The sequence below is a fragment of the Nocardia fusca NBRC 14340 genome, from assembly GCF_001618425.1.
Taxonomy (GTDB): Bacteria; Actinomycetota; Actinomycetes; order Mycobacteriales; family Mycobacteriaceae; genus Nocardia; species Nocardia fusca.
The window spans coordinates 1-25,833 of sequence record NZ_BDCU01000041.1; the positions used below are offsets into that span (position 1 = coordinate 1).

Consider the following 25,833-nt stretch of genomic DNA (forward strand, 5'->3'; position numbering starts at 1 on the left):
AACGGCCGCGAATTCAGCTTCGACACCCCGGTACAGGTGGCCTCTGCGGCTTGACACGGTCATTGAGAGTCCTTGCGTGATCAGCTGCGGGCCATGTCGAGCAGAGGTGTGGCGCAAGCGAAGTACAGGTGCCAACGCACTAACACACTGTGCTAGTCCGCACGCTAACACACTGTACTAGTAAGCTGAGAACGTAGACGGCACGTACCTGACGAAGGGGTGACAGTGGGATCGCGAGAGAAGATCCTCCGAGCCGCGGCCGAGATGATCGCCGAGGACACGATGGCGACACTGAGCGTCCGGGCGGTCGCGGCGCGCGCCGGTGTGAGCACGGGTTCGCTGCGGTTCCATTTCCCCACTCAGCGCGCGCTCCAGGACGCCGTGCTGGCGCGGATCTACGAGCACGTGTTCCCTGACGACGCGATCCGGGATCGGACACTGCCCGCCCGGGACCGGCTGGTGAACTGCCTGCGGCAGGTACTCGCGTCCGCCGGTGTCGGTGAGGAGGCACGTCGAGCCTGGGGCGCGGCGTATGAGGCGTTCATTGCACCCGAGCCCACAGAAGAAGTCCGCAGCGCCTACCTCGCCTACGAACGGGCGTCGGCAGGCCGTGTCGAGTACTGGCTGGGCATGCTCGCCGACGAAGGCGTGCTTTCTCACGAGGATCGCACCCGCCAGGTGAGATTTTTACTCGCCGTCCTCAACGGGCTCTCCATCGAGCGTGCGCTCCCCGCCGGCGAATCCATCCTCAGAACCGAAACCGAGACCCTCTACACCGCCGTCGACTGCGTTCTCAGAACGAGCACCACATGACCCCGACGTAGTTCGCCCATGCTCCGCGCCCGACCGGAACGCCCGCAGTCAGCACCTGGCACCGCCGAGGAAAGGACCGCCTGACGACGAACGCACCAGCTGTCTCCCGGTGGCACCGCGTCCGCCCTCGGAAGCCCGATGCGTTCGCCGGCGTCAACAGACCTTCTACCGCGATTCGAAAAGAATCCGGTACTCACTGCCAACAGCAACCGTAGGGGATGCCGGTCCTGCGTCTTCGGTGCGGACGCACCGTAATGCTGGGGCCTGCGCGATCGTGAGCGCTGCGGCGCCGGCCGACAAATGCACCCAACTGCCGAATACCGAGCGTCGGCGCGCGCCCCCAAGGCACAGGGCCGCCTGTTGCTCTCGAGCGAAAATGGTTGCGGTTGAACCGAATCCAGGTTTCGGAACGGTCGCGAAGTCTCTGAGTGTGCCTACGAGTAGGCCATGCGGATGTAAGGGTGGTGCGCACAGACTTCGACGATGCCTCGATTCACGAACTCGCGCGTCGCATGTTCGTGAAATACACCGCCGGTTCCCGCGTGATCAGCCCGTACCCGCCGTCCGGAGTTGCCGCGAACGGAGCGGGCAGATACAGCACCGGCAGCACTTCACCGATCAACGGCCGCTTCTCCCGCGTGATCCGATAACCGATCTCGACCGCCTCGGGCACATCATCATCCACAGCCGCACCGCCGTCGCGCCAGACGCACCGATGCGGTTCGAGCCGCACCGTCCGAATCGCCGTCCGCGCCCATCGGAACAGCACACATTCACTCGCTCCCGGCCGCGCGTACTCCACCAACCCCACGCCATCACCCCAGAAGACGAACTGCTCATCCTCCATCGAGCTGTGGTATCCAGCCTCCACACTCCACTGACCGATGATCTCGTCACCACGCATCGAGCGATTGAACCACCGCGCCCGGCGAGCACGTCCGCAAATGCCGCCTATCGAGCGATCACCCGGCGGAGGTTGGTCGGCCAGCGGTAGGGCGCGGTTCGCGGCGAGATGTCGGGGCCACGGACGATGCATGAGGAAACGCCACTGAATTGAGACTGGCAGCGCCCACCACAGCGTGAGACGAACCGGAGACAGCCAGGTCGGTCAGCTGGCGGTCCGCCACGACTTTCGAAATCCTGCACCGATCTCCCGTGGAGAAGCGCCCGCACAGCCCCTGCTCGAACTTCGACTCGCCCGACAACAGACCTCCGCTCGCTGTATGGCAGGCACGCTGACATCGGTCGATCACGGACAAGCTACGTCGCCCTACTTCGCCCAGCGCAAGAAGGCTCACGGCCGGGGCCCGGGGATTCCCGGTGGCCACCGGCGGCCCGGACCAGGCGTGGGCGCCGCCTTCGGGCCGACAAGCGCTGATGCGGGGCTGGTTAGAGTGGCCGGAATGAGTGATCGCCACGACCCGCGAGCAATACTGGCGAGTGCGGGATACCGCATCGAAGACTGGTCACCTGTCACTACGGGCGAGTCGGGCGCCACAGTCTTTCGCGACGAGGACGCCACCCGATACGCCAAATGCGTTCCGGCCGCGGAGGCCGCCGTACTGAAGGCAGAGCACGACCGGGTGAAGTGGCTGGCCGACCAGGACGTGCCGGGCCCACAGGTGCTCGATTGGCACTCCGGCGAGGCGGGGGCACTGCTGATGACCAGCGCCGTCCCCGGCGTTCCCGCGGAGCAACTCTCGGCTGCCGACCTCCGCGCGGCCTGGAAACACATCGCCGAGGCGGTGCGCGGGCTACACGAACTACCGGCGCAACGCTGCCCGTTCGACCGCGACCTGGACACGATGGTCGCCATGGCGCGTGACGTCGTCGGCCGCAATGCCGTGAACCCGGAGTTCCTTCCCGTCGAGCAGCAGCACACGCCGCCCGATGAACTGCTGGCCCGCCTCGAACCCGAGGTCGCGCGGATGCGGGCCCAGGAGGCCGCGGACACGGTCGTCTGTCACGGGGACCTGTGCCTGCCCAACATCGTCGTGGACCCGGAAACACTGAAGGTGGCCGGCTTCATCGACCTGGGCCGTCTCGGGTCCGCCGATCGTTATGCCGATCTGGCGCTCCTGCTCGCCAACGCGCGGGAAACCTGGGAGGACGAGGAGCAGGCGCTGGCTGCGGACGCACTGTTCGCGGACTGGTACGGCCTGGTCCTCGACCGTGACCGCTTGCACTTCTACCTGCACCTCGACCCCCTCACCTGGGGATGAGGAAGCCGGACCGGCCCGCGAGAGTAGCGGCGTCACTGCCTCGACACACGAGTGTTCAGGTCATATCCCACAGCAGGCGGTAGTAGTCGATGCGCTCGGGGTCCGGCGCGACCCCGTACGCGTCGTACAGGATTCCGTCGAATCCCGGGCCGTAATTCCACTCCGTACTCCATGCCGCGACCGCGAGATCGGCCCACCGGTCACCCACTCCCAGCGAGCCGAGATCCACATGCGCGGCGAATCCGCCGTCGTCGTGCACCAGCGTGTTGGGGACGCACGCATCACCGTGACAGACGACGAGCCGGTCGACCCCGGGCGGGTCGCCGATCCGTGCCCGCGCTTGCACTGCGTTCAGATGCCGATACTCGGGTGACCGGTCGGCTGGTCCCTGCCCTTCGGCGATCCGCTCATCGGCGCGCACGAGTCGCGTTTCGACACTCCACTCGAACGGGCATCGGTCGACAGGCAGGCGGTCGTGCAGCCGGCGCAACCCGGCCCCGATCGCGGCCGCCGCTGTGACCGGTTCCGCGACCCACCGGGGCTCCACCGCGGAGCGTCCGGCAACCGCGGCCGTAACCAGCCACGCGCCCGCGTCGTCGGCCCCGAACTCGAGGACCCGAGGAACGGTCACCCACCGCCGCGCCCAGGTCAGCCGTTCCGCCTCGCCGCGCAGATCGATCTCCGGTGTGCCCGCGGCAACCCACTTGGCATACCGGGCCACCTCGCCCTCGAGACGAAACGTCAAGCCCCCGAGCTCATTACGCCATACCGGGGTTATCGTGTCGGCACCGGCAAGCGCCTCGACCACCTCGGGGACATCCACGGGACCGATCGGAATCCCAGCGCTAGCAGGACGGCTCATCGGGTGATCGTCCCTGGTTTTCCACGCAGGCGACAAATGAGTCGAAGGGCATCGGTCCACCGGTGGTGAGTTCGTCCCGGTCCAGGGGTAGTGGCTCGCCGGTGCTCAGGAAGGTGGCTTGTGCGGGGATCGCAGCCGCGGCCGATCGGTCGGGATCGGTTCGGGTGGGCGTCGTGGCACGGGCAGTGCCATCGCGAGTTCCCCCCGGCGGGCCGCCCGCCACCACCGCTGTCCGGAGTCCATGGCACGCCGGGCCTTGCGCACAACGGGTACCTGTGTGAGCAGGTGTAGCTGATATCGCCACGGCATTTGTGGCCCGTGCCGAGCCGCCATCGCATAGGCGAACTGGACCGCGCTACGGTCGAGATACCGGTCGGCGTGTTCGAACCAGGTCATGCTGGTACGGGCGGCGGCCTGGATCGGGCGCAGCGCGGCGCGCCGCTGCGCATCGTAGTTCTTCAGCGCGTCGGCGATCTCGGCATGCTCGTACAGGTTCTGTGCGAGCGCGACGGCGTCGACGATTGCCAAACGGGTACCCGAACCGATGGTGAAGTGGGTCGTGTGCGCCGCGTCGCCGAGCAACACGACGTTGTCGTGATACCAGGTCTTGTTGGTTATCTCGGGAAATCGGCTCCATTTTGCGAACTCGCCTCGGGTCTTGCTGATCAACGAGTGACCGTCGAGAACGCGCGTGAAGATGTTCTCCAGGACACGCAGGTTCTCCAGGTTGTCCAGGGAGTCGAATCCGAGTCCATGCCAGGTCCGCGGTTGGCATTCGACGATGCAGGTGCTGATCTTCTCGGCAACCGACGGGTAGGCATGGAACCAGATCCAACCGGCCGCGGTGTGTTCGAAGGCGAAGGTGAATCGGGTGAAGACCTCGTCCGTACCGAGCCAGATATATCGATTCTCGCCGAGTGTGACGGACGTGCCGAAAGAATGATCACCCAGCTGCCGTACCCGGCTGTTCGCGCCGTCGGAGGCGACGATGAGATCGATGTCGTCGAATTCGGAAAGATCGTGAACCTCTCGCCCGTGCCGGATATCGACGCCCAAATCGCTCGCCCGTCGGGAAAGTACATCGAGCAATGCCGCGCGCCCCATGCTGAACCCGTAACCCCCGAAATGCGCAATCCGTTCGTCGCGCACATGAATTTCCTGTTCACGCCATAAGACCGACCCCGCACGCACCGCCTGGGCGCTGTCGGGGTCATTCCAATACAAAATATCGAGCAGGTCGTCCCAGTACACGACGCCCCAACCGTAGGTGGCCCCGGGGGGGTCGCGGTCGATCACCGTGATGGCATGGGCCGGGTCGCGCCGCTTCATCGAAATAGCGAAGTACAACCCGGCCGGCCCGCCACCGACGCACACAATTTTCATCTCGTTACCAGCTCCGGTCCGGCTGGTCGAACCTCACTTCACATGATCGGCAATCGATGTCACCGAGCCCGGCACGCGATGCGTGTCCGGGCACGGTCACCGGCGTCAGAAGCTGCCCCAGCCACCCCAGCCTGATGGGTTCCACCAATTCCACCAGCCGGGGTTCCATCCCCAGCCGCCGTTACCCCAACCCCAACCCCAACCGTCTCCGCGACCCCAGCCGCCATTACCCCAACCCCAGCCATCGCCGCGACCCCAACCACCGCCCTTGCCCCAACCATCGCCACGCCCCCAACCGGGGTTGTCGACGAGTTGGCTTGTAGACGTGGGCGTCGTCGTTGCCTGCGCGGTAGGCGCTTGCGGCGCGGCTGCGACGACCGGAATCGCGGCAACTGCGGCTATACCGGCGGCGGCCGCCAACCGGGCGAACTTCGTGTGTGAATTCTTTCTAGTCATGATGGGCTCCAGATAGTGTCCCGACCCGCTTGAATTCTACGCGCCGAACTCTGAAATTCACCGCGTTCACTCATTTACTATTCGCGGAATTCCCCATCGTTGCCCAATTCGGGAATGCCCGCGAACTACGCCGAGGGAGCCGGTGGCGAAGGACGCAACACCTCTCCTCGCCGACCGCCGGCCCGAAGAACCCGCCCGCCGGGTGTCCCCGAAACGAAAGTTTTTGGCAAATGCGGCTCCCGAAGGTCGCTGACCAGCGAAGATTCGGCATCCGGGTGTCCAGGTTCCGAAGCGGGACACCACACCCGGCGAGTTTCGATCACCCCGCCCGGGGGCACTCACCGTCCGAACCGGCGGTCGTCGCCCGCCGCATCCGCACCGTCTCGACGGTCGCCCGCGCTCCGGGAAAACACGTCCGGGCGCGGCGAGGTCGCGATAGCCTCGGTGCAGGCCGGAACGGGAGGTCGGATCCTGGATACGTGGTGGAGCTTCGTCGTGGAACGACGGCACCAGCTCGTCGTCGACTCCTATCTGCACGTTTCGGCGGTCGTGCAGTCTCTGCTGATCGCGACGGCCGTGGCCGTGGCCGTGGGTGTCGCTGTGTACCGCAGCCCGCTGGGCTCGGCGGCCGCGACCGCCGCGGCCGGGACCATTCTGACCGTGCCGTCGTTCGCCCTGCTCGGTCTGCTCATCCCCGTCATGGGCCTCGGTGTCGCGCCGACGGTGACCGCGCTGGTGCTCTACGCACTGTTGCCGATCCTGCGCAACACTCTCGTCGGTCTCTCCGCGGTGGATACCGCGGTGGTGGATGCCGCGCGCGGGGTGGGGATGAACCGGTTGCGGGTGCTCGCCGCGATCGAACTGCCGCTGGCCTGGCCGTCGATCCTGACCGGGATGCGGGTGAGCACTCAATTGATCATGGGCATTCTGGCGCTGGCCGCCTACGCGAAGGGCCCCGGGCTGGGAAACCTGATCTTCTCCGGGCTGGCCCGGCTCGGCAGCCCCAACGCGGTACCCCAGGCACTCACGGGCACGGTGCTGATCGTCGCCCTCGCCCTGGTTCTCGACGGGATCTTCGTCCTCATCGGACGTTTCACCATTTCTAGGGGAATTCGTGACTGATTCGGCGAACCGTACCGCCGCCGGGGCGGTGTCCGGGGTCGGGATCGTGCTCGACGCGGTCACCAAACGGTATCCAGGGCAGCAGGAACCGGCCGTGGACGCGGTCTCGATGACGATACCGGCCGGTGAGATCGTGGTACTGGTCGGACCGTCGGGGTGCGGGAAGACCACCACCATGCGGATGATCAACCGGCTGATCGAGCCCACCTCCGGCACGGTGACCATCGACGGCCGCGACGCCGCCGAGATCGATCCCGACCGATTGCGCCGCGGTATCGGGTACTCCATCCAGCAGGCGGGACTGTTCCCGCATATGACCGTCGCGCGGAATATCGCGACGGTCCCGGGGTTGATCGGCTGGGATCGCAAGCGCATCGCCGCCCGTACCGACGAGATGCTCGAGCTGGTCGGGCTGGATCCCGGGACCTACCGACGCCGGTATCCGCGCCAGCTGTCCGGCGGACAGCAGCAGCGGGTGGGAGTCGCGCGGGCGCTGGCCGCCGACCCGCCGATCCTGCTGATGGACGAGCCGTTCGGCGCGGTGGACCCGATCACCCGCGGACTGCTCCAGGACGAACTGCTCCGGCTACAGGCCGAACTGGGCAAGACGATCGTCTTCGTCACCCACGATTTCAACGAGGCGGTGAAGCTCGGTGACCGGATCGCGGTCCTGGGCGACCGGTCCCGGATCCTGCAGTACGACCGGCCGGCCGCGATCCTGGCCGACCCGGCGGACGAGACCGTCGCCGGATTCGCCGGCTCCGACGCCGCGCTCAAACAGCTGACTCTGACCCGGATCCGAGAGGTCACGCTCGGGGAATGCGCCACGGTCACCGAGGACGCTCCGGTGGCAGTGGCGCGGGCGGCGATCGGGGACGGCGCCCGCGCCCTGGTGCTCGACACCGCGGGGCGGCCGTTGCGCTGGATCACCACCGCGGACCTCGCCCATGCCGACTCGGTCGGCGGGGCCGGGACCGCGGCCGAGACACTGTCTGCCGAATCGACTCTCCAGGAGGGACTGGCGGCGCTGCTGGGTGACCGGAACGCGACAGCGGTGGTCACCGGGCCGGACGGGAAGTACGCGGGACTGGTCACCATCGACACTCTGGTCGGCCACCTGGCCGGGTTGCGGACCGAGCCCGGCACCGGCACGGCGACGGATGTGCCGGCATGACCACCCTGGTGGCGCCCGCCGCACCGGGGCGGCGTTCGTCGCAATGGCGCGCCGAACGCCTCCGGTTGCTCGTCCAGCCGGTGCTCGTCGCGCTGCTCACCGCGGGGGTCCTCGGGTGGGCGTTCCGGCGCGACCTGACCGTCACCCAGCAGGCGAGCCTCAATGCCGGCAATATCGCCACCGTCACCTGGCAGCACATCCTGATCACCGCCACGGTGGTGTTGCTCGTGGTCGTGGTCGCGGTCCCGCTGGGCACCCTGCTCACCCGCCCCGGCTATCGCCGGCTGGCGCCCTTCGTAATCGGTATCGCCAATATCGGAGCCGCCGCACCGGCGATCGGGTTGATCGTGCTGTTCTATCTCGCCACCCGCACCACCGGGTTCTGGATCGGGGTGGCGCCGATCGCGTTCTATTCGCTGCTGCCGGTCCTGCGCAACACCATCCTGGGCTATCAGGAAGTCGATCCGATGCTGGTGGACGCCGGACGCGGACAGGGGATGTCGGCCGCGACCGTACTGCGCCGGATCGAGTTCCCGCTCGCCGTCCCCTACATCCTGGCCGGGCTACGGACCTCGCTGGTGCTGGCGGTCGGCACCGCCACGCTGTCGTTCCTGGTCAGCGCGGGCGGGTTGGGAATTCTGATCGATACCGGCTACAAACTGCGCGATAACGTCACACTGGTGGTCGGCGCGGTGCTCGCGGTGGCACTGGCGCTGCTGGTGGACTGGCTGGGCGCGGTGGCGGAACGGTTCCTCGGCCCGCGGGGGCTGCGATGAGAACCGTCCGCTCGTCACGACTGCTGCTCCTGGCGGCGGTACTGCTCCTGGCCGGATGTGGTCTCCAGGCGGGAAGCGCGGTCCCGCTACCGGTCGGGCCCGGCAGTATCCGCCCGGTCCCGGAGCTGGCGGGTGTCACCGTCACGGTGGGCTCCAAGGATTTCACCGAACAGAACATTCTCGGCTACATCATCGAATACGCGCTGGTCGCGGCCGGGGCCGAAGTCCGGGACCTCACCAATATCCAGGGCTCCAACAGTCTGCGCGACGCCCAGGTCGACGGCCTGATCGATATCGCCTACGACTACACCGGCACCGGCTGGGTCAACTATCTCGGCAACGAGAAACCGGTCCCGGACGAACAGGGCCAGTTCGCGGCCGTGCGCGATGCGGACCTGGCCGCGCACGACATGGTGTGGACGGCGATGGCGCCCATGAACAACACCTACGCGCTGGCGACCGCCCGGCGCACCGCGATGCGCACCGGCACCTGGACCCTCTCGGACTACGCGCGCCTGGCCGCCACCGACCCCGCCGCGGCGAGTATCTGCGTGGGCACCGAGTTCAATGTGCGCCAGGACGGCTTCCCCGGACTCACCCGCGCCTACGGCATCGACGGCGGGCAGGTACCCAAGCGGATCGTCCAGGATGCGGTGGTCTATCAGGCGACCGCCGACGCCGCACAGTGCGGATTCGGCTCGGTCGCGGCCACCGACGGTCGTATCCCCGGACTCGACCTGGTCCTGCTGCGCGACGATCGCTCCTTCTTCCCCAAGTACAATGCCGCTCTGGTGATGCGCGCGGATTTCGCCCGGGCGCATCCGCGGATCGCCGAGGTCATGGCACCCATCTCGCGGTTGCTGACCAACGAGTCGATCACGGAACTGAACCGGCAGGTCGATGTCGAGGGCTGGGAGCCCGCGGAGGTGGCACGCGACTGGATGGTCGCGCAAGGTTTTGTCACCGAAGAGTGAACGGCCAGGTGAGGAGAGGGTGAATGGTGGCTCCGGACGGATAGACGCTCCCCTCACCGGCTCCGGCCCGCTCGGTGCTGTTCGGCCTGCCGCCCGCCGGTCGCCGATTGCCCGGGGCGGCGCGCGCGGCCCTGGCATTCGGGGCACCGGCGCTGGTCGCGGTGGCCCTGGGACACGAACAACAGGGTCTGATGGCCGCGACGGGCGCGCTGGCGGTCATCTTCGGTGAAGGCCAGGTCTACCGGCGCCGGTGGCGGATCGTCGGCGCGGCCGCGCTGGCGCTCACGATCTCGGCGTTCGCCGGCGGCCTCACCGGGGAACTGATCCACCAGCGGCTCGACTCGGGTGGCACACACTGGTGGCAGCTGCTGTTGGTGCTGCTGATGTCGGCGGTCGCGGTGACCGGCACCTTCGTGAACTCGGCGCTGCGGCTGGGGCCGCCCGGTGGGTTCTTCTTCGTCCTGGCCGCCGGGGTCGGGGCGCTGATCACCGGGCACGGCGTCCCACCCGGGCAGGTGGCCCTGTGGACGGCCATCGGCGGGGCCAGTGCCCTGCTGGTCGGTATGTCGGCGGCGCTGACGCGAGCCCACCCGCCCGAGGAGCGGGCGGTGGCCGCCGCGATCGCCGCGGTGGAGGACTACGCCGCCCGCACCCCCGGAGACGCGGACCTGGTGGACGCGCGCTACGCGACCGCGATGCAGGTGCAGACGGCGTGGGCACTGCTCGACGACGCCCGGCGCACCGGCACCGACGGTCTCGCCACCACGCTCACCGGCGCCCAGCGCACCTTCGCCGACGCTCTGCACCGCAACAGGACCACCGACGACGAATCGGATCTGCTCTTCGATACCGGCCGTCCCGCGCCGACACCGCGGCCGTCGCTGCGCTACCGGCTACTGCGGTCGCTGTCGCCGGACAGCCATGCGGTGGTCTCGGCGAACCGGATGGGGTTCGCCGCGCTACTCGCCGGCTGTTCGACCGTCGCGCTGGATCTCGGTCGCCCGGACTGGGCGGTCCTCACGGTCACAGTGCTGCTGCACCAGGGCCCGGACCGGGTACGCGGCACCTACCGTGGGGTGCATCGGATCGGCGGTACCGCACTGGGGCTGGTGCTGTTCGCCGCGCTCTACGCGCTGGAGCCCCGGAACTGGGCGCTGGTGCTGATCCTGATGGCCCTGCAATTCGCGATCGAGATGTTCGTCGCCCGGAATTACGGGCTCGCGGTCGTCTTCATCACGCCGCTGGCATTGCTGATGGGCGGGGGTGGGCAGTACGGCGATATCTTCCCGGTGCTGCGCGACCGCCTGCTGGAGAGCGTGATCGGTGTGGTGATCGGGTTGGCCACGCTGTGGGCGGTCGACCGGCGGGCCCACCGGCGGGTTCTGCTGCGCAACGATCAGCGGGTGCTCGAAGTTCTCGGTCAGCTCCTGGACGGTCCACCACAGCAGACACTTCCCGGCGCGCGGCGTGATACCGCACCCGGGATCCGGGCGCTACGGCGCGAACTGGAGTTCGAACTGATGGGTTCCACTCTCGGCGCGATAGACGCCGCCCACAACGAGCCGGAATGGGCGCGGGCGCACTGGACTCGGCATCAGCGCATCCGGCGGCTCGGCCATGAGGTTCTCGCCGCGACCCGGCATGATCCGGGGTATGAACCGGTCGATACCGCGCAGCTGACCCGCTGGTCACGCAGTCTCGCCGAGCTGGCATAGCCGCCCGGTGACAGTGCCAATGGCGCCCGGGCGCCTGGTTCGTCGCCTGCCCTCCGGCGAACCCGGGCAGCGCATGGACGCGAGGCCGGCCCAGCCGGTCGTCGTCCCGGGCGTAGCCCGCTGCGGAGGCGGCATCGCCCTGCTCTCAGGGCACGATGGCTGTCAGGACACGATCGGCCGGCTCAGGATTTCCTCGACCTGGTCGGTGTCGCCGGAGATGTGGACGCCCGCTTCGTCCGCACTCGCCCGGCCCCACAGCAGCAGTGCCAGCCCTTCGGCCGTCCCCGACACGGTGCCGGCCGTCGACTCCGAGTCGCCGAGCACCCACTCGACCGGGTCGGGGAGATCGGTGGCCACCAGCCGCAGTGCCGCCTCGAGCGGCTCCAGCCGGCCCAGCCCCACCTGCCGCGGATAGAACACCCCCACCACCTCGTCCACCGTATCCGCCCACACCTCGGGTACCGCCCGGATCAGGCCCTGGGCCGCCTTCCCCGCGATGGCCGCCCGCAGATCGTGCCCGTGGATCAGCGTTTCGTGCACCTGCCGGCGGCGCCAGAACGATGCGGGTCCCGGCGCCGTGGGCTCGGGGTGCGCCAGGATCCGGCCCTGGGCCTGCGGGGCCAGGGCCGCCAGGGTTTCGCGGAGTTCGGTCGCGCAGGCGGCGTAGTGGGCGGCGAGGTCGAACGGGCCCTCCCCCAGCGGTTCGGCCTTCTCCGCGCGGGCGTTCGCGGCGGCCCAGTGGTGGACGAAGGCCAGATGCTCCACCAGTTCGCGGACCGTCCAGTCGCCACAACCCGGGATCCGCGCCGCCGGATCGGCATCCGGGATCGACGCCAGGAATTCGCCCTGGAAATCGGCGAGCAGCAGCGGATAGTCGAGACCGGAGATCGCGTCCATGGCGCAAAGCTACCGCGCCACGCCTACGTCGGCGCGCTGGAACGCACGGGGTGGCGCACGTCATCCGGCGCCGGAGCCGTACCCAGCAGGAACGGGAGCAGGAAATCGCGCAGCAGGGCGCGCTCCTCGTCCGCGGTCGCGGGCGGCAGGGTCAGCAGGGAGATCATCACCCGGACCGCCCACCGGCCCAGCCGGTCCGCCGCCGCCGCGGACAGATCCGGACGCAGTCGCGTGACGAAGACCGCGACCAATTCGTCGATCACCTCCGACGAATCCGACAGGCGCGCCACGATTCCCGCGTTCGCGGGTTCGAACCAGACGGCCAGATGCGGGGTTCCGCGGGCCTCGGCCAGGGTGGCGGTCAGCCCGTCGAGCAGGAGTTCGGCCCGGTCCGGGCCGTCCGGCAGCCGGTCACGCCAGACCCGCGCGAGGAGTTGGGTGGCCTCCCGGCCGGCGAAGGCGACGTACAACGCCTGCCGGTTGGCGAAGTAGCGGTAGAGGGTCGCCCGGGAACAGCCCGCCGCCTCGGCCACCTCGGCCATGCCGACCGTCCCGGCGCCCTTGTCGATGACCAGGGCACGCACCGCGTCGAGGATCCGTTCCGCGGCCAGTTCGGTCCGCCCGGCGGCCAGCCAGTCACCGGTCATCGCGCGGCTCCGGCGAGCCCGGCGCCGGGTCTCCGGTCACCGTCCGGTGCGCGGGGACCGTCCACCACACCGATCCGGAACAGCGGGTCATCGCGTCGATCGGTCACGCCGCACACCGGAAGGGGACGCTGGTCGGCCGCCGGACGTACGGCCCGGGCGCGTAGGTGACCGCGTCGATATCGACGCGGTAGTCCGGGAAACGCGCCAGCAGTTCCTCCAGCGCGACCCGTGCCTGCATGCGGGCCGCGGCCGCGCCCAGGCAGTGATGCGGGCCGTGCCCGAAGGTCATGATGCGCTGAGGGTTGCGCTCGATATCGAGTTCGGCGGCATCGGCGCCGAAGACCCGTTCGTCGCGATTCGCCGAGCCGTACACGAGCAGCACCTTACGGCCCGCGGGAATCGTCACGCCGTCCAGCTCCACCGGACCGGTGGTGGTCCGGGCCAGGCCCTGGACGGGAGAGGTGAGACGGGCGAATTCCTCGATCGCGACCCGGATGCCCTCCGGATCGGCGGCCAGCGCCGCGCGCTGCCGCGGGTAGCGCTGCAACAACTGCACCGCACCGCCGAGCAGGCCCGTGGTGGTGTCGTTACCGCCGGCGACCATGGTCCAGGTGTAGGCCAGGATCTGGACCAGGCCGTCCACATCGGCGTCGTCGGCGCCGATACCGGCCTGGACGAGCAGTGACACCGTATCGTCGCCCGGATCGGTACGCCGGCGCTTGATGAGCTCGGCGAAATAACCCAGCATCTCCATCGACGCGGCCTGTGCGTCCGTCGTGCGCTGGGTACTGGCCGCGACCACCGCATCGGTCCAACCGTCGAATCGGCAGCGGTCCTCCACCGGAACCCCGAGATAGTGCGCGACCACCATGGTCGGCAGCGGTTTGAACAGGTCGGCCACGATATCGCCGCCGCCGCGGGCGGCCAGCCGGTCCAGCCGGTCCCGGACGAACCGGCGAACCACCGGCTCCACCTCGGTGACCTGACGCGGAGTGAAGCCGCGGCCGACCAGTTTGCGGAACTCGGTGTGCTCGGGCGGATCCTGCATCACCATCGGCGGGTTCCCGGTGAGCCCGATCTGTTCGAGCTCACCGTATTCCACTGTCAGCCCCGCGCCCGAGGAGAAGGTGCCGGTGTCCCGGGCGGCGGCGTAGACGTGCTCGTGCCGGGTGAGCACCCAGTAGTCGTTGTCCGGGTGGTCGGCGGGGACGACGCGGTGCACCGGATCGTGGTCGCGCAGCGCGGCGTACATGCTCCACGGCTCGCGCCAGGTCTCGCCGGAGCGCAATTCGAACCGCGCACGATCTTGATACGTATCTTCCATCATGTATCGACGGTAAGACATATCATTAGTTTTGTCTTGCCCTGACCGGAACAGGTATCTCTCGAACCCGGCCCGCGCCGCGGCACCCGGGGGTCTCGTAGGCTCGGCCCTCATGAGCGTTATCCGGTCTATCCTGCTGTTCGCCGTGGCCGCCCTCGCCGAGATCGGCGGGGCGTGGCTGGTGTGGCAGGGCGTGCGCGAACATCGCGGCTGGGCCTGGATCGGCGCGGGCGTGATCGCGCTGGGGCTGTACGGATTCGTCGCCACCGGGCAACCCGACGCGAACTTCGGCCGGATCCTCGCCGCGTACGGCGGGGTATTCGTCGCCGGCTCGCTGCTGTGGGCCATGGCGCTCGACGGGTTCCGGCCGGATCGCTGGGATATCACCGGGGCACTGTTCTGCCTGGCCGGGGTCGCGATCATCATGTACGCACCGCGCGGCGCCGCGGCCGCGTGAGCGCACCGGCCGATCGGAAAGCGCCGCGCGCGGTCCGCCGTCACGGCATGATTGGAATCCGCGCGAACATAATCATGGTTATTTCCGGTCGGTCCCTCTAGCGTGAACGGGCCGCAGCGGCGCATCCGGCCGCGGCAGGCCGGAAATGCGTGCTGCCCGAGGCAAATTCGCTGTGTCCGGCGCGCTCGTCCCCGTTCCTCACCTACCTACAGGAGAACTCCGCGATGACCGAAACCACCCCGCCGGCCGACCCGTCAGCCGGTTGGAGCTTCGAGACCAAGCAGATCCACGTCGGCCAGGACCCCGACGCGAGCACCAACGCCCGGGCCCTCCCGATCTACCAGACCACCTCCTACACCTTCCGCGACACCGCGCACGCCGCGGCGCTGTTCGGGCTGGCGGAGCCGGGCAATATCTACACCCGGATCATGAACCCGACCCAGGACGCGGTCGAACAGCGGATCGCGGCGCTCGAAGGCGGGGTGGCGGCCCTGCTGGTGTCCTCGGGGCAGGCGGCGGAGACCCTGGCGATCCTGAACATCGCCGGCGCCGGTGACCACATCGTCTCCAGCCCCCGGCTCTACGGCGGCACCTACAACCTGTTCCACTACACGCTGCCCAAGCTGGGTATCGAGGTCTCCTTCGTCGAGGACCCCGACGATCTCGACCAGTGGCGTGCCGCCATCCGGCCGAACACCAAGGCCTTCTACGGCGAGACGGTGTCCAATCCGCAGAACCACATCTTCGACATCCCCGGTATCGCCGAGGTCGCGCACGGCGCGGGCCTGCCGTTGATCGTCGACAACACGGTCGCGACCCCATATCTGATCCAGCCCCTGGCGCACGGCGCCGATATCGTCGTCCACTCGGCGACCAAGTACCTCGGCGGCCACGGTGCCGCGATCGCGGGCGTGATCGTCGACGGCGGTACCTTCGACTGGACGGTCGGCGGCGCCGACGGCCCCCGCTTCCCGGGTTTCACCGAGCCCGACCCGAGCTACCACGGCGCCGTGTTCGCCGACCTCGGCGCCCCGGCCTACGCGCTCAAGGCGCGGGTCCAGCTGCTGCGCGACCTCGGTACCGCGATCGCCCCGTTCAACGCGTTCCTGATCAGCCAGGGCCTGGAGACGCTGAGCCTGCGGGTGGAACGGCACGTCCAGAACGCGCAGGCGGTCGCCGAATTCCTCACCGAGCGGCCGGAAGTCACCTCGGTGTCCTACGCGGGGCTGCCGTCCTCCCCCTGGTACGAGCGGGGTAAGCAGTTGGCGCCCAAGGGCACCGGCGCGGTCGTCGGTTTCGAACTGGCGGGCGGTGTCGACGCGGGCAAGAAGTTCGTGGACGCGCTGACCCTGCACAGCCACGTCGCCAATATCGGCGATGTCCGTTCGCTGGTCATCCATCCCGCCTCGACCACCCACTCCCAGCTGACCCCGGACGAGCAGCTCAGCTCGGGTGTCACGCCGGGACTGGTGCGCCTGGCGGTGGGTATCGAGGGGATCGAGGACATCCTCGCCGATCTGCGGGCCGGGTTCGCCGCCGCCGCAGTGTAATTCGCGGGGCCCGAGTTCCCCGGGGCCGGATCCGCGACTCGGCGGGTCCGGCCCTTGCGCTCTCTCCGGCCGCATACCCGCACCGCCGATTCCCGCCGCGCGTAACAACTATCGATAGCCGATCGATCTGTGAGTGATCCACACCACTTCATCGAAGGTCGAGAGGATGCTCATGAAGACACTCTGCGTGTGCGTGATCATGGCGGCCGCGGCGGTCCTGGCCGCATGTGTTTCCCCCGAGCCGGATACAGAGTCGTACACGGCTGTCGCGTCGGCGGTCCCGGTCCGGATCACCACCGTCACACTCACCGCGCCCGCGCCGCAATCGGCCGGAACCGATACGGCGCCTCCGGTCGCGGAAACCGCGAGCGAGGCAACGATGCCCGCGGTCGTCTGTATGAACCTCCAGGCGGCACAGGACCTCATCCAGACGGCCGGCGTCTTCTACTCCCGGAGCGAGGACGCCACCGGCCGGGGCCGGTCGCAGGTGGTGGACCGCAACTGGGTGGTGGTCGCGCAGAGACCGGCGCCCGGCACACCGATCGGCGAAGGTGATGCGGTGCTGTCGGTGGTCAAGGTGGGCGAACCGACCGATTGCTACTGAGCACGACGCGCCGCGGGCCTGCCGCTTCCGGCCGGGAAGCGGCAGGCCCGCGGCGCTCCCGACGCCATCAGATGGGTACGCACGGGGTGCCCGACGAATACACGTGCAGGACGCACCGCACGGCCAGGATGACGGCCTGGACGAGTTCGAGCGGTTGATAGGCGAACGGGTGCATGAGCGATCCTCCGTTGTCCGTGCCGGGGCAGATCCGATCAGCCGGGCGTGGCGAACACATGCGCTTCCCCTACAGCGTGCGCCTTCGGCGCCGTGTGGCGGGCAGGTTCGCGGATACAGCTGCGCACAGGCTTCACATACCGCCCTGCCCGCGCGACCGACCAGGCGGGAAGCACTTCTCGGTAGCGAAATCGATCGTTCGGTGGCCCGCTTGCCGGTGACGACACACAGAGCGGAACACAACACTTCTCCGAGCAGACACCACCGGTGGCGATACCCGTCACAACAGGCGGGCGACACGCGCAAGGAAGGCGTCAATGCAGGCACGCGGCCCGTAAAGGACCCGTCAACGGGTGCGGACCCGGCACCGCGCGGCTCGTAGTTTCGATCCGGTTCGGCAGCAGCGGCCGCTCGGCCGCGTCGCGCTGCCCCAGGTTCTCGGAACGGAGGCGAAAGTGTCGATCCTGGCCTTTCTCGTGGTCACGGTCGCGGTGTTCGGTGTGCTCGGATTCGTGCAGCGAATGGTGGAGCGCTTGTGAACATCGTCAATGCCGTAGGGCTGGTCCTCGCTGTTCCGGTGACCGCGTTCCTGGTGGCCGCCCTGCTGTTTCCCGAGAGGTTCTGAGTGAGTACCACCACCGCCGGGCTGCTGTTCGTCGCCGCCCTGGTGATCGCGCTGGCTCTGGTGCACGTCCCCCTCGGGGACTACATGTATCGCGTCTACACCCGCACCGGCCATTCCCGCGTCGAACGGGGGATCTACCGGATCATCGGCGCCGACCCCGGCCGTGAGCAGACCTGGGGCGGGTACGCCCGCAGCGCCCTGGCCTTCTCCGCGATCAGCGTGATCTTCCTGTTCGTCCTGCTACTGGTCCAGGACAAGCTGCCGCTGGTACCCGCCGACCCGAGCACCCCCATGACCGCGGCGCTGGCGTGGAACACCGCCGTCAGTTTCGTCACCAACACCAACTGGCAGAACTACGCGGGCGAATCCACGCTCGGCCATCTGGTCCAGGCGGCGGGCCTGTCGGTGCAGAACTTCGTCTCGGCCGCGGTCGGCATGGCCGTCGCCATGGCGTTCGTCCGCGGTTTCGCACGCTCGCGGACCGGTGAACTCGGTAATTTCTGGGTCGATCTGGTGCGTGGCACGCTGCGTATCCTGCTCCCGATCGCGGGTGTGGCGGCCGTGGTGCTCATCGCCGGCGGTGTCGTGCAGAATTTCCACCTGCACGATCAGGTCGCGACCACCCTCGGTGGCGCCACTCAGACCCTGCCCGGCGGACCGGTCGCCGGGCAGGAGGCCATCAAGAATCTCGGCACCAACGGTGGCGGGTTCTTCAACGCCAACGCCGCGCATCCCTTCGAGAATCCGGTCGCGTGGACGAACTGGCTGGAGATCTTCCTGCTGATGGTCATCGCCTTCTCGCTCCCGCGCACCTTCGGCCGCATGGTGAACAGCCCGAAGCAAGGGTTCGCCATCACCGCGGTCATGACCGTGCTGGCATTGCTGAGCATCGGTCTGGTCATCCTCTTCCAGCTCCAGCACCACGGCACCGTGCCGGCCGCGGTCGGCGCAGCGACGGAGGGTGTCGAACAGCGCTTCGGGGTCGCGAACTCGGCGACCTTCGCCGCGGCCACCACACTGACCTCCACCGGCGCCGTCGATTCGGCGCACGATTCCTACACCGGCCTCGGCGGCATGATGCTGATGTTCAACATGCAGCTGGGTGAGATCGCGCCCGGTGGTGTGGGGTCGGGGCTGTACGGAATGCTGATCCTGGCGGTGATCACGGTGTTCGTCGCCGGGCTGATGGTCGGGCGCACACCGGAGTACCTCGGAAAGAAGATCACGCCCCGCGAGATCAAACTCGCCGCCGGCTATTTCCTCGTCACCCCGGTGATCGTGCTGACCGGTACCGCCGCCGCCATGGCCCTGCCCGGGCAGCGCGCGTCCATGCTCAATTCCGGGCCGCACGGGCTGTCGGAAGTGCTCTACGCCTTCACCTCGGCCGGTAACAACAACGGCTCGGCGTTCGGCGGGCTGACCGGTAACACCGAATGGTTCAACACCGCGCTCGGCCTGGCCATGCTGTTCGGCCGCTTCCTGCCGATGATCCTGGCCCTGGCCCTGGCCGGGTCTCTCGCGCGGCAGGGCGCCACCCCCGTATCGGAAGGCACCCTGCCGACCCATCGACCGCAGTTCGTCGGCCTCGTCGTCGGCGTGACCGTGATCCTGGTCGCTCTCACCTTCCTGCCCGCGCTGGCGCTCGGGCCACTCGCCGAAGGGCTCCGCTGATGTCCACTCCCACTCTCGAACACGCCGGCCTCCCGGCCGGACCGCGGTCCGGGAAGAAACCGATACGCGGCGGACTGCTGGATCCACAGCTGCTGCTGGCCTCGCTACCGCAGGCGGTGCGCAAACTGGACCCGCGCACGCTGTGGCGCAATCCGGTGATGTTCATCGTGGAGATCGGCGCCGTCTGGGCGACCGTGCTCGCGATCGCCGAACCCAGCTTCTTCGCCTGGGCGATCGTGGCCTGGTTGTGGCTGACCGTGGTGTTCGCCGATCTGGCCGAGGCGGTCGCCGAGGGCCGCGGAAAAGCGCAGGCCGATACCTTGCGCAAGGCCAAAGCCGATACGGTCGCCCGGCGGCTGCCCGACTGGTCACCGGGCGCGACCGGTACCGAGGAGCCGGTCCCGGCGCCGGAGCTACGACGCGGAGACCACGTGGTGGTGGAGGCCGGGCAGGTCATCCCGGGCGACGGTGATGTGGTCGAAGGGATCGCCTCGGTGGACGAATCGGCCATCACCGGTGAATCCGCCCCGGTCATCCGGGAATCCGGCGGCGACCGGTCGGCGGTGACCGGGGGTACCACGGTGCTGTCGGATCGGATCGTCGTGCGGATCACCCAGGAGCCCGGCCAGAGCTTCATCGACAAGATGATCGCCCTCGTGGAGGGCGCGGCCCGGCAGAAGACGCCGAACGAGATCGCGCTCAACATCCTGCTGGCGGCCCTGACCATCATCTTCGTGGTCGCGGTGGTCACCCTGCAGCCGCTGGCGATCTACTCCAGGGACAACAACCCGGGCGTGCCGGACGGCCCGGCGCTGGGCAGCTACGGAATCACCGGGATAGTGCTGGTCTCGCTGCTGGTGTGCCTGATCCCGACCACCATCGGCGCGCTGCTGTCGGCCATCGGAATCGCGGGAATGGACCGGCTGGTGCAGCGCAATGTACTGGCCATGTCGGGGCGTGCGGTCGAGGCCGCCGGCGATGTGAACACGCTGCTGCTGGACAAGACCGGGACCATCACCCTCGGCAACCGGCAGGCCGCGGATTTCGTCCCGCTCACCGGCGTCGCGGCCGACCGGCTGGCCGACGCCGCGCAACTTTCCAGCCTCGCCGACGAGACCCCGGAGGGCCGGTCGATCGTGGTGTTCGCCAAACAGGCGTACGGGCTGCGGGAACGCACCGCCGGCGAACTCACCCACGCGCAGTGGGTCGCGTTCAGCGCTGCCACCCGGATGTCCGGGGTGGATGTGGACGGACACCGGTTGCGCAAGGGTGCGGCCAATTCGGTCGCCGAATGGATCCGCGGCCACGGCGGCAACGTACCCACCGAACTGGGCACCATCGTGGACGGGATCTCGGCCGCGGGCGGCACTCCGCTGGTGGTCGGCGAGATCGTCGGCGGCGACGCCCGGGTACTCGGCGTCATCCACCTCAAGGATGTGGTGAAGCAGGGCATGCGGGAGCGTTTCGCCGAGATGCGCCGGATGGGTATCCGCACCGTCATGATCACCGGCGACAACCCGCGCACCGCCAAGGCCATCGCCGACGAGGCGGGCGTGGACGATTTCCTGGCCGAGGCGACGCCGGAAGACAAACTGGAGCTGATCAAACGTGAGCAGGCGGGCGGCCGGCTTGTCGCCATGACCGGCGACGGGACCAACGACGCGCCCGCCCTGGCCCAGGCCGATGTCGGGGTCGCCATGAACACCGGCACCGCGGCAGCCAAAGAAGCCGGGAACATGGTGGACCTGGATTCCGATCCGACGAAACTGATCGAAATCGTGGAGATCGGCAAACAGTTGCTCATCACCCGCGGGGCACTGACGACCTTCTCGATCGCCAACGATCTCGCCAAATATTTCGCGATCATCCCGGCCCTGTTCGTCGGGCTGTTCCCCGGCCTGGACCTGCTGAACATCATGCGCCTGGCCAGTCCGCAATCGGCGATCCTGTCCGCGGTGATCTTCAACGCCCTGGTCATCGTGGCACTCATCCCGCTGGCGTTGCGCGGTGTCCGGTACACACCCGGCAGCGCGGCCGGCCTGCTCAGCCGCAATCTGTCGATCTACGGGCTCGGCGGGATCATCGCGCCGTTCCTCGGGATCAAAATCCTCGACCTCTTCGTCCGATACCTCCCCGGGATGTCCTGATATGTCTCTTTCCGATCTGATCCGGCAGCATCTGGCGGCACTGCGCGCACTGCTGGTGCTGACCCTGGTGACCGGTCTGCTCTATCCGGCCGTCGTCTGGGCGGTGGGCCGGCTTCCCGGGCTGAACGACAAGGCCGACGGTTCGGTCATCGAAACCGAGGGCCGGATCGCCGGCAGTTCGCTGATCGGCCAGTCGTTCACCGATGCCGACGGAAAGCCGATCGCCTGGTATTTCCAGAGTCGGCCCTCCGCCGCCGGCGACGGCTACGACGGGCTGGCCTCCAGCCCGGGCAACCTCGGCCCGGAGGACGTCGTCGACACCCCCGCCGACCCGGCGTTGCTCGCCGCCGGCGACGATCCGGAAACAGCCGGTTTCGCGCCGAGCCTGCTGACGCAGGTGTGTACCCGCAGCCGGGAGGTCGGCGCGCGGGAGGACGTGAACGGGGCACGGCCGTTCTGTACGCCGGAAGGTGTCGGGGCGGTACTGGCCGTGCTGGGAACCTTCCACCACGACGGCACGGTGACACCCGAACGAGTGGTCAGCGTGAACGAGCCCTGCCCCACGCGCCGGGGCGCGGCGACCGTGGTGTTCGTGACCGAGTACCAGGGCGTCCGGGTCGAATGCGCCCGCTACGGCGAGGACTACTCGGCCGGGCGCATCGTGCCGATCGCCGGGAACGCCCCCGCGGATCCGGCCGTCCCCGCCGACGCGGTGACCGGCAGCGGTAGTGGCCTGGACCCGCACATCTCCCCCGCCTACGCCGATATCCAGGTGCGCCGGGTCGCCGCGGCCCGAGGCGTCGATCCGGCGGCGGTGCGCGAGGTCGTGGCGGCGCACACCGCGGGCCGCACACTGGGATTCCTCGGCGAACCCCGGGTGAACGTGCTCGAACTCAACCTCGACCTGGACCGCCGCTATCCCGCTCCCGCCGCGGGCGGCGCATGATGCGGGTACGGGATGACATGATGCCGTCGTGAGCACGACACACGACCGCACCCCGGGTGAGCTGCGCATCTATCTCGGCGCCGCCCCCGGGGTCGGGAAAACGTATGCGATGCTCGGCGAGGCGCATCGCCGGCTCGGCCGCGGCCAGGACGTGGTGGCCGCGATCGTCGAGACACACGGGCGCGCGCAGACCGCCGAACTGCTCGAGGGCCTCGAGCAACTGCCCCGCATCGCGATCCCCTATCGCGGGACGGTGCAGTACGAGCTGGATGTGGACGCGGTGCTGCGGCGGCAACCGGAACTGGTGCTGGTGGACGAACTGGCCCACACCAACACCCCGGGCAGCCGGAACCGTAAGCGCTACGAGGATGTGCAGGAGTTGCTGGCCGCCGGGATCGATGTCGTCTCAACGGTGAACATCCAGCACCTGGAGGGTCTCAACGATGTGGTCGAGCAGATCACCGGCGTCGTCCAGCGCGAGACCGTACCGGACTCGGTGGTCCGGGCCGCCGACCAGATCGAACTGGTCGATATCGCCCCGGAGGCACTGCAGCGGCGGATCGGCCTCGGCAATGTCTACGCACCCGATAAGGCCGATGCCGCACTCGCCCACTACTTCCGGCGCGGCAATCTCACCGCGCTGCGCGAGCTGGCGCTGCTCTGGCTGGCCGACCAGGTGGACGCGGCCCTCGCGAAGTACCGTGCCGACCACCGGATCACCGACACCTGGGAGACCCGGGAGCGGGTGGTCGTGGCGGTCACCGGTGGCCGGGAATCGGAGACGCTGGTCCGGCGGGCCGCACGGATCGCGGCCAAGTCCAGTGCCGAACTCCTCGTGCTCCATGTGGTCCGCGGCGACGGGTTGACCGGTGTGGCGGCGCCGCAGATGGCGGCGGTCCGGGAACTCGCCGCTCATCTGGGAGCCGAACTGCACACGGTGGTCGGTGACGAGGTCCCCGCCGCCCTGCTCGATTTCGCGCGCACGGTCAACGCGACCCAGCTGGTACTGGGCACCTCCCGGCGCTCCCGCTGGGCGCGGATGGTGGACGAGGGCATCGGCGCGGAGGTGGTGCAGCGCTCCGGCAAGATCGACGTGCACATGGTGACCCATGAGGCGGCGGGACGGCGGCGCCGGCGGCGGCCGCGGCCCCGGTCGCGGCGCACGACGGCCTGGATCGCCGCGTTCGTGGTGCCCTCGGCGATCTCGGTGCTGCTCGCGGCCTGGCTCGACCGCTACCTCGATCTGGTGAGCGAGAGCGCGCTGTACTTCGTCGCGGTGCTGGCGGTCGCCCTGTTCGGGGGCGTCCTGCCGGCGATCGCCGCCGCGCTGCTCGCCGGGCTGCTGCTCAATGTCCTGTTCACCGATCCCCGGTACAGCGTCACCATTCAGGAACCGAACAGTTTCCTGCCCGCGGTGCTGCTGCTGGTCGTCGCGGTCGCGGTGGCGGTGCTCGTCGATACCGCCGCCCGGCGGGCCGAACAGGCCGGTCAGGCGTCCCGGGAGGCCGAACTGCTGACCCTGTTCGCGGGTTCGGTGCTACGCGGCGCCGATCTGACCGCGCTGCTGGACCGCCTGCGCCGGACCTATGCCCAGCGGGCGGTGAGCCTGCGGCACCGCACCGACGGGGTGATCGCCACGGTCGGCACCGATCCACCCGAACGCGCCGATACCGCCGATACCGCGGTGGAGGTGAGCGACGGCGACTACTGGCTGCTCCTGGGCGGACCGACCCTGCGCGCCCGGGACCGGCGCGTTCTGGAGGCGGTCGCCAACCAGGCCGTAGGGCTGGTGCAGCGGCAGCAGCTCGCCGAGGAGGCCAATCAGGCGGCCGCGCTCGCGGAGGCGGATAGGCTACGGCGCGACCTGCTCTCCGCGGTGAGCCACGACCTGCGCACGCCGCTGGCCGCGGTCAAGGCCGCCGTGTCGAGCCTGCGCTCCGACGATGTCGAGTTCTCTCCCGAGGACCGTGCCGAACTCCTGGCCACGGTGGAGGAATCGGCGGATCAACTCACCTCGCTGGTCGGCAATCTCCTCGATTCGTCGCGGCTGGCCGCCGGGGTGGTGCGGCCGCGGATTCGGCCGGTCTACCTGGACGAGGTCGTGCACCGGGCGCTGGTCAGCGTGGGTGTCAGCCCGCGCGGGGCCCGGCGCAGTTCCCTGGACCGGGTGACGGTCCAGGTGGGCTCGATGGCGGTCCGGGCCGACGCCGACCTGCTGGAGCGCATCCTGGCCAATCTGGTCGACAACGCCCTCCGCTACGGCGCGGAGTCCGCGGTGAAAGTGGACGCCACCACGGCCGACGGGCGGGTGATCGTCCGGGTGGTCGACCACGGACCCGGTCTGCCGGGCATCGATACCGAGCGGGTGTTCGATCGGTTCCAGCAGCTGGGCGACCGGGACAACACCAGCGGTCTGGGGCTCGGGCTCTCCGTGGTGCGGGGTTTCGCGCTCGCCATGGGCGGCGTCGTCACCGCCACCGATACCCCCGGTGGTGGACTGACCGTCACCGTCGACCTGGCGGCCGCGCCCGGTACCGTCGACGAGACCATACCGGCGACGGAGGTGCGGTGATGAAGACTCCCCCGGAGCAGGATGCCGGACCGGAAGCGGACGCGACCGTTCTCGTGGTGGACGACGAACCGCAGATCCTGCGCGCCATGCGGATCAACCTGTCGGTGCGCGGATACGAGGTGGTCACCGCGTCCACCGGCGCGGGCGCGCTGCGCGCGGCCACCGAACGCCGGCCCGACGCGGTGGTCCTGGATCTGGGGCTGCCCGATATCGACGGTATCGAGGTGCTGGCCGGATTGCGTGGCTGGTCCCGGGTGCCGGTGATCGTGCTCTCCGCCCGCACCGATTCGGCCGACAAGGTGGACGCGCTCGACGCCGGCGCCGACGACTACATCACCAAACCGTTCGGCATGGACGAGTTCCTGGCCCGGTTGCGCGCCGCCCTGCGGCGGGCGGCGGCCTCGGCGGAAACCGACGAACCGGTGGTGGTGACCGATTCGTTCACCGTCGACCTGTCGGCGAAGAAGGTCGTGAAAGGCGGCGCCGAGGTGCATCTGACGCCCACCGAGTGGGGGGTGCTGGAGATGCTGGTGCGCAACCGCGGCAAATTGGTCGGCCGCACCGAGCTGTTGCGCGAGGTGTGGGGGCCGGCGTATCAGACCGAAACCCACTATCTCCGCGTCTATATGGCCCAGTTGCGGCGCAAACTCGAGGACGACCCGTCCCGTCCACGGCATCTGCTCACCGAACCGGGGATGGGGCACCGCTTCCGCCAGTAGCGC

Annotated in this window: 23 protein-coding genes; 17 read left to right on the top strand and 6 right to left on the bottom strand. The window is 68.8% G+C overall.

The window, feature by feature from the left end; translation table 11 throughout:
• The first annotated feature begins 225 nt into the window (after positions 1–225).
• Positions 226–813, top strand: coding sequence for a TetR/AcrR family transcriptional regulator (locus NF4_RS25985; RefSeq protein ID WP_063130014.1), 588 nt, complete (start codon positions 226–228; stop codon positions 811–813).
• A gap of 493 nt (positions 814–1,306) precedes the next feature.
• Here NF4_RS25985 and NF4_RS25990 read toward each other — a convergent pair whose 3' ends face one another.
• The gene (locus tag NF4_RS25990; RefSeq protein WP_157120600.1) at positions 1,307–1,717 is read right to left on the bottom strand and encodes a hypothetical protein; all 411 of its coding nucleotides are present in this window, start codon (positions 1,715–1,717) and stop codon (positions 1,307–1,309) included.
• A 499-nt stretch (positions 1,718–2,216) separates the two neighbouring features.
• On the opposite strand from NF4_RS25990, the gene NF4_RS25995 reads away from it, so the two are divergent.
• Positions 2,217–3,035 carry an APH(3'') family aminoglycoside O-phosphotransferase gene (locus NF4_RS25995; RefSeq protein ID WP_063130016.1) on the top strand — a complete coding sequence of 273 codons (819 nt, stop codon included), beginning with the start codon at positions 2,217–2,219 and terminating at the stop codon, positions 3,033–3,035.
• 55 nt (positions 3,036–3,090) lie between these two features.
• Here the strand turns inward: NF4_RS25995 and NF4_RS26000 are convergent, their stop codons facing one another.
• Positions 3,091–3,897 (bottom strand): aminoglycoside 3'-phosphotransferase, encoded by an 807-nt coding sequence (locus tag NF4_RS26000; RefSeq protein ID WP_063130017.1) that lies wholly within the window; start codon positions 3,895–3,897, stop codon positions 3,091–3,093.
• Between the two features lie 105 nt (positions 3,898–4,002).
• Positions 4,003–5,226: an FAD-dependent monooxygenase gene (locus NF4_RS26005; protein WP_232330654.1), complete on the bottom strand. Its 1,224-nt coding sequence runs from the start codon at positions 5,224–5,226 to the stop codon at positions 4,003–4,005.
• A 981-nt stretch (positions 5,227–6,207) separates the two neighbouring features.
• Here NF4_RS26005 and NF4_RS26010 point away from each other — a divergent pair.
• From NF4_RS26010 to NF4_RS26030, 5 genes are all read left to right on the top strand, one after another.
• Positions 6,208–6,858: an ABC transporter permease gene (locus tag NF4_RS26010; RefSeq protein WP_063130158.1), complete on the top strand. Its 651-nt coding sequence runs from the start codon at positions 6,208–6,210 to the stop codon at positions 6,856–6,858.
• Complete coding sequence (locus NF4_RS26015) at positions 6,851–8,032, top strand: ABC transporter ATP-binding protein (RefSeq protein WP_063130019.1); 1,182 nt, start codon at positions 6,851–6,853, stop codon at positions 8,030–8,032. Before NF4_RS26010 ends, NF4_RS26015 begins: the two co-directional genes overlap by 8 nt.
• Positions 8,029–8,808 (top strand): ABC transporter permease, encoded by a 780-nt coding sequence (locus NF4_RS26020; RefSeq protein WP_063130020.1) that lies wholly within the window; start codon positions 8,029–8,031, stop codon positions 8,806–8,808. Before NF4_RS26015 ends, NF4_RS26020 begins: the two co-directional genes overlap by 4 nt.
• The gene (locus NF4_RS26025) at positions 8,805–9,782 is read left to right on the top strand and encodes a glycine betaine ABC transporter substrate-binding protein (RefSeq protein ID WP_063130021.1); all 978 of its coding nucleotides are present in this window, start codon (positions 8,805–8,807) and stop codon (positions 9,780–9,782) included. Before NF4_RS26020 ends, NF4_RS26025 begins: the two co-directional genes overlap by 4 nt.
• Before the next feature lie 74 nt (positions 9,783–9,856).
• Positions 9,857–11,497 carry an FUSC family protein gene (locus NF4_RS26030; protein WP_063130022.1) on the top strand — a complete coding sequence of 547 codons (1,641 nt, stop codon included), beginning with the start codon at positions 9,857–9,859 and terminating at the stop codon, positions 11,495–11,497.
• Between the two features lie 162 nt (positions 11,498–11,659).
• On the opposite strand, the gene NF4_RS26035 is transcribed toward NF4_RS26030, so the two are convergent.
• From NF4_RS26035 to NF4_RS26045, 3 genes are all read right to left on the bottom strand, one after another.
• Complete coding sequence (locus NF4_RS26035) at positions 11,660–12,394, bottom strand: maleylpyruvate isomerase family mycothiol-dependent enzyme (protein ID WP_063130023.1); 735 nt, start codon at positions 12,392–12,394, stop codon at positions 11,660–11,662.
• Between the two features lie 23 nt (positions 12,395–12,417).
• Positions 12,418–13,041: a TetR/AcrR family transcriptional regulator gene (locus NF4_RS26040; RefSeq protein WP_063130024.1), complete on the bottom strand. Its 624-nt coding sequence runs from the start codon at positions 13,039–13,041 to the stop codon at positions 12,418–12,420.
• Positions 13,042–13,144: 103 nt separating this feature from the next.
• Entirely contained in the window at positions 13,145–14,365 is a 1,221-nt protein-coding gene (locus tag NF4_RS26045) for a cytochrome P450 (protein ID WP_063130159.1), read from the bottom strand.
• Between the two features lie 112 nt (positions 14,366–14,477).
• Here NF4_RS26045 and NF4_RS26050 point away from each other — a divergent pair, with 112 nt between their 5' ends.
• The 10 genes from NF4_RS26050 to NF4_RS26095 all read left to right on the top strand — a co-directional run bounded on the left by NF4_RS26050 (position 14,478) and on the right by NF4_RS26095 (position 25,830).
• Positions 14,478–14,822, top strand: coding sequence for a YnfA family protein (locus NF4_RS26050; protein WP_063130025.1), 345 nt, complete (start codon positions 14,478–14,480; stop codon positions 14,820–14,822).
• A gap of 224 nt (positions 14,823–15,046) precedes the next feature.
• Complete coding sequence (locus NF4_RS26055) at positions 15,047–16,372, top strand: bifunctional o-acetylhomoserine/o-acetylserine sulfhydrylase (protein ID WP_063130160.1); 1,326 nt, start codon at positions 15,047–15,049, stop codon at positions 16,370–16,372.
• A gap of 172 nt (positions 16,373–16,544) precedes the next feature.
• The gene (locus NF4_RS26060) at positions 16,545–16,976 is read left to right on the top strand and encodes a PASTA domain-containing protein (RefSeq protein WP_232330655.1); all 432 of its coding nucleotides are present in this window, start codon (positions 16,545–16,547) and stop codon (positions 16,974–16,976) included.
• Between the two features lie 527 nt (positions 16,977–17,503).
• Positions 17,504–17,689, top strand: coding sequence for a hypothetical protein (locus tag NF4_RS39485; protein WP_063130026.1), 186 nt, complete (start codon positions 17,504–17,506; stop codon positions 17,687–17,689).
• Positions 17,686–17,775 carry a potassium-transporting ATPase subunit F gene (locus tag NF4_RS26070; RefSeq protein ID WP_063130027.1) on the top strand — a complete coding sequence of 30 codons (90 nt, stop codon included), beginning with the start codon at positions 17,686–17,688 and terminating at the stop codon, positions 17,773–17,775. Before NF4_RS39485 ends, NF4_RS26070 begins: the two co-directional genes overlap by 4 nt.
• A complete protein-coding gene (kdpA, locus tag NF4_RS26075; RefSeq protein ID WP_063130028.1) occupies positions 17,776–19,446 on the top strand; it encodes a potassium-transporting ATPase subunit KdpA in 1,671 nt (556 codons plus the stop codon).
• The gene (kdpB, locus tag NF4_RS26080) at positions 19,446–21,593 is read left to right on the top strand and encodes a potassium-transporting ATPase subunit KdpB (protein ID WP_063130029.1); all 2,148 of its coding nucleotides are present in this window, start codon (positions 19,446–19,448) and stop codon (positions 21,591–21,593) included. Before kdpA ends, kdpB begins: the two co-directional genes overlap by 1 nt.
• Before the next feature lies 1 nt (position 21,594).
• The gene (locus NF4_RS26085; protein ID WP_063130030.1) at positions 21,595–22,539 is read left to right on the top strand and encodes a potassium-transporting ATPase subunit C; all 945 of its coding nucleotides are present in this window, start codon (positions 21,595–21,597) and stop codon (positions 22,537–22,539) included.
• A gap of 28 nt (positions 22,540–22,567) precedes the next feature.
• Entirely contained in the window at positions 22,568–25,111 is a 2,544-nt protein-coding gene (locus tag NF4_RS26090; protein ID WP_063130031.1) for a sensor histidine kinase, read from the top strand.
• The gene (locus NF4_RS26095; protein ID WP_063130032.1) at positions 25,111–25,830 is read left to right on the top strand and encodes a response regulator; all 720 of its coding nucleotides are present in this window, start codon (positions 25,111–25,113) and stop codon (positions 25,828–25,830) included. The genes NF4_RS26090 and NF4_RS26095 overlap by 1 nt, the downstream gene beginning before the upstream one ends.
• The last annotated feature ends 3 nt before the right edge of the window (positions 25,831–25,833 follow it).

What these genes read in the sequence shown, in the direction of transcription:
- NF4_RS26055 (WP_063130160.1), top strand. Translation starts at nt 15,047, where the DNA reads ATGACCGAAACCACCCCGCCGGCCGACCCGTCAGCCGGTTGGAGCTTC.
- NF4_RS25995 (WP_063130016.1), top strand. Translation starts at nt 2,217, where the DNA reads ATGAGTGATCGCCACGACCCGCGAGCAATACTGGCGAGTGCGGGATAC.
- NF4_RS25990 (WP_157120600.1), bottom strand. Translation starts at nt 1,717, where the DNA reads ATGCGTGGTGACGAGATCATCGGTCAGTGGAGTGTGGAGGCTGGATAC.
- NF4_RS26005 (WP_232330654.1), bottom strand. Translation starts at nt 5,226, where the DNA reads ATGAAGCGGCGCGACCCGGCCCATGCCATCACGGTGATCGACCGCGAC.
- NF4_RS26025 (WP_063130021.1), top strand. Translation starts at nt 8,805, where the DNA reads ATGAGAACCGTCCGCTCGTCACGACTGCTGCTCCTGGCGGCGGTACTG.
- NF4_RS26060 (WP_232330655.1), top strand. Translation starts at nt 16,545, where the DNA reads ATGAAGACACTCTGCGTGTGCGTGATCATGGCGGCCGCGGCGGTCCTG.
- NF4_RS26050 (WP_063130025.1), top strand. Translation starts at nt 14,478, where the DNA reads ATGAGCGTTATCCGGTCTATCCTGCTGTTCGCCGTGGCCGCCCTCGCC.
- NF4_RS26035 (WP_063130023.1), bottom strand. Translation starts at nt 12,394, where the DNA reads ATGGACGCGATCTCCGGTCTCGACTATCCGCTGCTGCTCGCCGATTTC.
- NF4_RS26040 (WP_063130024.1), bottom strand. Translation starts at nt 13,041, where the DNA reads ATGACCGGTGACTGGCTGGCCGCCGGGCGGACCGAACTGGCCGCGGAA.
- kdpB (WP_063130029.1), top strand. Translation starts at nt 19,446, where the DNA reads ATGTCCACTCCCACTCTCGAACACGCCGGCCTCCCGGCCGGACCGCGG.
- NF4_RS26085 (WP_063130030.1), top strand. Translation starts at nt 21,595, where the DNA reads ATGTCTCTTTCCGATCTGATCCGGCAGCATCTGGCGGCACTGCGCGCA.
- NF4_RS26095 (WP_063130032.1), top strand. Translation starts at nt 25,111, where the DNA reads ATGAAGACTCCCCCGGAGCAGGATGCCGGACCGGAAGCGGACGCGACC.
- NF4_RS26000 (WP_063130017.1), bottom strand. Translation starts at nt 3,897, where the DNA reads ATGAGCCGTCCTGCTAGCGCTGGGATTCCGATCGGTCCCGTGGATGTC.
- NF4_RS26020 (WP_063130020.1), top strand. Translation starts at nt 8,029, where the DNA reads ATGACCACCCTGGTGGCGCCCGCCGCACCGGGGCGGCGTTCGTCGCAA.
- NF4_RS26045 (WP_063130159.1), bottom strand. Translation starts at nt 14,365, where the DNA reads ATGGAAGATACGTATCAAGATCGTGCGCGGTTCGAATTGCGCTCCGGC.